Below are 6004 nucleotides of genomic sequence, written 5' to 3' on the forward strand. Positions count from 1 at the left end.
CGGAGGCCACCCCGGCTCTCCGGCTCCGGTTCGGGCGCGGGCGGCTCGGCGGGTTCGGCGTCCGGCCACACCGGTTCGAGCTGGTTGAACCAGCGGAAGCCGTTGCCGTGGCCGAGCAGCGCCGGGATCGCCGGCGCCGGCAGCTCGGCCGGGCGCGCATCGTCCGAAGTGGACACTGTGGTCACCACCACGGCTTCCGCGGGACGCGGTTTCGGCGCGGGCGCGGGCGCGGCCGGGATCGCCGCCACCGGCTCGGTCTTCGGGAGCAGCCCGGTGCGGTGGCTGAACAGCGACGGCGGGATGGTCAGCCGCGCGGTCACGCCGCCGGTGGTGGGCGTCGCGAGCAGTTCGACGCCCAGGTCGTGGCGCCGCGCCAGGCGACCGACCACGAACAGGCCGAGCACGCTGGTCGGCGCGAGCTCCAGGCGTTCGCGCTCGAGGAGCCGCTTGTTCTCCTCGGCCAGCTTCTCCGCGGTCATGCCGATGCCGTGGTCGACGACGTTGACCAGGCACGAGCCGTCGGCCAGGAGCATCGTGTCCACCTCGACCATCGACCCCGGCGGCGAGAACGACGTCGCGTTCTCCAGCAGCTCGGCGAACACCAGCACCAGGTCGGCGCCCAGCGCCGAGGACAGCAGGATGTCGGCGACGACGCCGAGCTTCACCCGCTGGTAGTCCTCGATCTCGGCGAGCGCCGAGCGCAGCGCCGTGGACAGCTCGATCGGACCGGCGATGCGGGTGTCGTCGCGGGTGCCGGAGACGACGAGCAGGTTGTCCGCGTTCCGGCGGAGGCGGGTGGAGAGGTGGTCGAGCCGGTAGAGGCTGGCCAGCAGCCGGGTGTCCTGCTCGTTGCGCTCGACCTCGTCGATCAGCGCGAGCTGGCGGCCGACGAGGTTCTGCGTGCGCTTCGCGACGTTCGCGAACATCAGGCTGGTGTTGCGCCGGGTGAGCGCCTGCCGCTCGACCAGCTCGGCCGCGGTGGTCTGGACCCGGTTGAACGCGGCCGCCAGCTTGCCGAGCTCGTCGCTCGAGACGACGTCGATGGTGGCCAGCCGCGGGATCTGCTCCTCGGCTTCCTCGGTGTCGGTCACGCGGACGAGCTCGGTGCCCGCCAGGTCGGCGACCGACGTCGCCGCCGTGGTCAGCCGCCGCAGCGGTTGCGCGATCGAGCGGGCGACCGCGACGGCGAGGAACGCGACCAGCAGGAACAGCGCGGCCGCGCCGATACCGACGATCCAGGCCAGCCGGGTGCCGGCGTCGGCACGGCCGGTCGCCGCCTCGGCGATCTCGCCGGTGACCCGCTCCTGCACCAGTTTCCGCTGCCCCGCCTGGCTTTCCGACGCGCTGAGGACGTCGGCGACGTACTGGGTGGTCCCGGCCGAGTCGCGGGGGTTGTCGACCTGGGCGGCGAGGTCGTTGATCCGGCGGCCCGCTTCGCTCTGCTCGACGTTGACGACCAGCGCGGACTGGTCGCGGTCCTCCTCGTCGTCGGCCTGCTGGACGAACCGGTCGGTGAAGATCGGCGCCTGCTGGGTCGCGTCGTCCAGGATGGACCGGCCGGCCTCGGGCGACACCGCCGTCACGATCAACGCCATGCCGCGCAACGAGTTCTCCTCGTTCGCGCGCAGCAGCGCCTCCAGCGCGGTCAGCTCCCGGGTGCCCTCGGCGTCGCTGGTCAGCTGCGGGACGAGCCGCAGGGAGTCGATCACCGCGCCGATCACCGCGTGGTAGGTGCGTGCGACGCTGTCGAGCGCGACGCCGCGGCGTTCCGCGTTCTGCCGGAGCTCGTTCAGCGAGCCGACCCGGGTCAGCGCGGCGGCCAGCTCGTCCGGCGCGTCGGAACCCAGCGACGACCGCACGTTCTCGACCGCCGCGTTCACCACCTTCTGCTGCTGCAGCATCTGGTCGGCGGCCATCGACGGCGTGGCGACGTAGGCGCCGGTCAGCAGCCGCTCGCGCTGCAGCTGCCAGACCAGGCCGCCGAGCTGCTGGGTGTGCTGCGCGACCGTCGCCGACTGCGTCGCGGCCACGGCGCTGCTCGCCTGCGTCAGCACGAACGGCACCGACACCAGCACCACCGCGGCCAGCGGCGGCAGGAGCAGCAGGTTCAGCTTGCCGCGAATGCCGAGCCGGGCGAGGAAACCCCCGCCTGCCGTGCGTTCCGCGGTCGCCCCGCCGTGCTTCATCCCGCCACCTTCCCGTCTTCCGTTCTCACTCGACCGCGGCCACCCGGCTCACGTGGCCCCGGTGCTGCTCCCGGACCAGGTCCTCGATCCGGGCGCGCAGCGCGAGGAACCGCGGTTCGCGCTTCACCGCCAGGTCGCGCTCGGCGGGCAGCTCCACCTCGACGTCGGCGGCGATCCGCCCCGGGTCGGAGGCGAGCACGACCACCCGGCCGCCGAGGAACACCGCTTCCTCGACGTCGTGGGTGACCATCAGCACCGTCGTGCCGGTGTCGGCCCACACCTGGCGGATCAGCACCTGCATGTCCTCTTTGGTCTGGACGTCCAAGGCGCCGAAGGGTTCGTCCAGCAGCAGCACATCCGGTTCGCAGGCCAGGGCGCGCGCGATCGCGACGCGCTGCTTCTGGCCGCCGGAAAGCTGCTTGGGCAGCGACTTCCGGACGCCGTCGAGCCCGGTTTCGGCGAGGTACCAGTCGACGCGCTCGGCGCGCTCGGCCGCGTCGAGCGCCAGCAGCTCGAGTCCGAACGCGACGTTCTTCTCGACGCTGCGCCACGGGTAGAGCGCGCCGGACTGGAAGACGAGCCCGCGGTCCGGCCCGGGGCCGGTCACCGGGACGCCGTCGAGCACGATCTCGCCGTCGGTCGGCCGGTCGAGCCCGGCCACCAGCGAAAGCAGCGTCGACTTGCCGGAGCCGCTCGCGCCGACGACGCAGACGAACTCGCCGCGCAGCACTTCGAGGTCCACGCCGTCGAGCGCGCGGGTGACCCGGCCGCGCACGGCGTAGTCCTTGGCGACGTTCCGCAGTTCCAGCGTCATGCCGCCCACTTCCCGACCCGCGTGCGCAGCAGGCGCAGCAGGACGTCGATGAGGAGCCCGGCGATCCCGATGACCACCAGCACCGCGAAGATCTTGTCCGTCTGCAGGAACCGTTGCGCGCGGACGATCCGGTAGCCGAGGCCGGCCGAGGAGTTGATCAGCTCGGCGACGACCACGAAGTTCCACGCCGCGGCGGCGTTGACCCGGATCGCGTCGATCATGCCCGGCAGCGAATGCGGCACGACGACCTTGCGCAGCACCTCGCCCCGGCGCGCGCCGAGCGTGTAGGAGACGTCGAGGAGCGCGCGCGGCACGCCGCGGACGACGTCGGCGGTCATCAGGGTGTTGAAGAAGACCGTCCCGATGAAGAGGATGGCGATCTTCGACGGCTCGCCGAGGCCGAGCCAGATGATCAGCAGCGGGATGAACGCGCTCGCCGGCAGGTACCGCAGCAGCCCGATCAGCGGCTCGAAGAACGCCTGCCCCGCGGCGAAGGTGCCCATCAGGATGCCGAGCGGCACCGAGACGACCACGGCGAGGCCGAAGCCTTCGAGGACGCGCTGGGTGGTCGCCCAGAGGTCGCCGAAGAGCTCGCCGCTGCCCGCCATGTCGACCCCGGCCTTGAGCACGGCGGCCGGGGACGGCAGGAACGTCGAGTCGACGGCGCCGCTGACGCTCAGCACGACCCAGGCGAGGAACGGGATCGCGAACGACAGCACCGCCAGCGTCCAGCGGGCGCCCGCGGGAATGGGCGTGCGCAGGGAAAACAACGCCGAGGCCCGCTTCGGCGGGGTCCGGCGCGGCAGCGGGGTCCAGGCGGGACGGCCCCGCCTGGACTCCTGCGCTTCGGCGAGCCGCTGCTCGGCTTCCAGTGCCTCGGCGGCCCGCTCGTCCGCGGGGGTCGCCGAGGTGGTGCGCTGGGTCGGACCGGTCACTGCGGCGCGGCCTTCACGAACTGGTCGTCGAACAACCCCTCGAGCGTCGGGCGCTGCTGGGCCAGCCCGGTGTTCACGATGAAGTCGATGATCTTGTTCGCCTGGAAGTCCAGGTGCTGCGCGGTGACGCCGGGGGTGAACGCGTCGAGGTTCTGCTGGCGCGTGAAGATCGTGGTGCCGGCGTCGTATGTCTTGTAGTCCGCGTCGGAGACGCCGCCGCGCTTGGCCATGATCCCGACGGCCGCGTCCTTGTTGTTCTTGATCCAGGTCAGCGTCTCGAACCAGGTGTTGACCAGCGCCTGCACGTCCTTCGGGTGGTCCTTGACCAGCTTCTGCGACGTGACCAGGTGGTCCGGGATGGCGCCGGGGAACTCCGCCGAGGTCGAGATCGCGCGGCTGCCGGGACGCTCCAGCGCCTTCGAGGTGAACGGCGCGAACGCGGCGACCGCGTCGACCTGGCCGCCGGCGAACGCGGCCGCCGCGGCGTCGGTCGGGAGGTTGACGAGCTGGATGTCCTTTTCGGTCAGTTTCGCCGACTGCAGCGCGAGCAGCAGCAGGTAGTGGTCGACCGCGCCCTGCTCGACGGCGACCTTCTTGCCCTTGAGGTCGGCGACGCTGGTGATGCCGTCGCGCGCGATGATCTTGTCGTTGCCGGTGGAGTTGTCGTTCACCAGCACGATCGACAGCTTGGCGCCGCCGGAGAGCGAGGACAGCGTGTCGTTGAGGGTCTGGCTGTTGGCGTCGATGGCACCGCTGGAGAGCGCGTTGATGCTGTCGGTGTAGTTGTCGAAGTACTTGAGATCGACGTTCACGCCGTTCTTGGCGAACAGGCCCTGCTCCTGCGCCACCTGCCAGGGGAACCACCCCGGCCAGGCGCTGAACCCGAGCGTGATCTTGCCGCCGCTGCCCGAGGCGGAGCTGTCGCTGCACCCGGAGAGCGCGGTGACGCCCACGAGGGCGAGCAAGGTGAGGAGCACCGTCAGCGGACGTGGTCGAGGACGGGAAATCACAACGAACTCCAGAGTGCGGGGGAAGTGGAGTGGTGCCGTACCTAAAGGGGGAATTGCGGTGCTCGGAGCTACGGGTCGTGACGAAGAGGGGGCGGGTAGGGCTGAGCTGCGCCACCGCGCACGGTCATCGCTGCTCTCTTCCAGCCGCACCTGATCGGGTCAAAGCAAGAGAAGGCGAGACAAGGATTACCCACCATGGTGTGAAATCGCGGCACTCAGCGTGCCGGATCAGCCACCCCTTGTCCCTCTCCCGGCGGAGAGCCTAGCGAGTAGCACAAGATCCCCACAACGCCCGGCTGGCGCATCCGAACGAGTGACCACCGACCGTGTTAACCAGCAACATCGACACTAGCGAAGATCAACTTCCGCTGACTTTCTGTCGGCCGCCCGGCCAAGATCAGGCCCATACGGCCGTCCGGCGCGTGCAATTGCACGGGCAGTAGTCCCCGGTCGTTACACCGCGGCGCGATCATCACCGAGCGCTACCCCGCGCCGCCGAACAGCCGTTCGCCGTGTTCCATTCACTGGGACGGGAATCGAACAGGTGTGCGCCGCCGCCGATACCGCATCGGTCTCGGCGTCGCGAATGATTCCCTGGTTGTTAACACGAACGCAACAGGGGATCGCATTTCGATCAATTGATAGATTTGGTCAGGTCGTAAACCGTCGTACCCCCGACGCTGATCGGCGCGAAGTTCTGCTCGACCCAGGTCTGGATCTCCCCGGCGGTCCCGCGGCCGCCCCCGAAGCCGCCGCGCCCGCCCGCGACGTAGTAGTGGACGTCGCCGCTCGCGACGTACTGCTGGAACTGTGCGAGCGTCGGCGCCGGGTCACTGCCGCTGAAGCCGCCGATCGCGAGCACCGGGCGGCCGCTCGCGAGCGCCAGCCCGGCCGACTCCATCGCGCCGCTCTGCGCCGCCGCCCACTTCGTCGTCGTGCCCTTCAGCAGGTCGATCACCGCGGTGTCGGCCTGACCGCCGCCGAAACCCCGTGCGCCACCACCGAAACCGCGTCCGCTCGCGGCCGCCGGACCGGACGACGGCGTCCCGCCCGAGTGCG

The 6004-nt window shown here is 70.7% G+C and carries 4 protein-coding genes and 1 pseudogene; all 5 read right to left on the reverse strand.

Annotated elements, in window-relative coordinates; all coding sequences use genetic code 11:
• Nucleotides 1-2186, reverse strand: a 2186-nt coding sequence (locus tag G3I65_RS14090; RefSeq protein ID WP_160696512.1) for a nitrate- and nitrite sensing domain-containing protein, incomplete at its 3' end; no start/stop codon positions are given.
• Nucleotides 2187-2211: 25 nt separating this feature from the next.
• Nucleotides 2212-3000 carry an ABC transporter ATP-binding protein gene (locus tag G3I65_RS14095; RefSeq protein WP_160696513.1) on the reverse strand — a complete coding sequence of 263 codons (789 nt, stop codon included), beginning with the start codon at nt 2998-3000 and terminating at the stop codon, nt 2212-2214.
• Entirely contained in the window at nt 2997-3935 is a 939-nt protein-coding gene (locus G3I65_RS57270; protein ID WP_160696514.1) for an ABC transporter permease, read from the reverse strand. Before G3I65_RS57270 ends, G3I65_RS14095 begins: the two co-directional genes overlap by 4 nt.
• On the reverse strand, nt 3932-4900 hold the full coding sequence (locus tag G3I65_RS14105) for an ABC transporter substrate-binding protein (protein WP_125308412.1): 969 nt from the start codon (nt 4898-4900) through the stop codon (nt 3932-3934). The genes G3I65_RS57270 and G3I65_RS14105 overlap by 4 nt, the downstream gene beginning before the upstream one ends.
• Nucleotides 4901-5579: 679 nt before the next feature.
• Nucleotides 5580-6004 (reverse strand): annotated as a pseudogene (locus G3I65_RS14110) (glycosyl transferase); the annotation flags it as partial.

Source organism: Amycolatopsis sp. SID8362 (assembly GCF_010550475.1).
GTDB lineage: Bacteria > Actinomycetota > Actinomycetes > Mycobacteriales > Pseudonocardiaceae > Amycolatopsis > Amycolatopsis eburnea.

Excerpts from the sequence above, each read along its gene's own strand:
- G3I65_RS14095 (WP_160696513.1), bottom strand. The coding sequence starts at position 3,000 with ATGACGCTGGAACTGCGGAACGTCGCCAAGGACTACGCCGTGCGCGGC.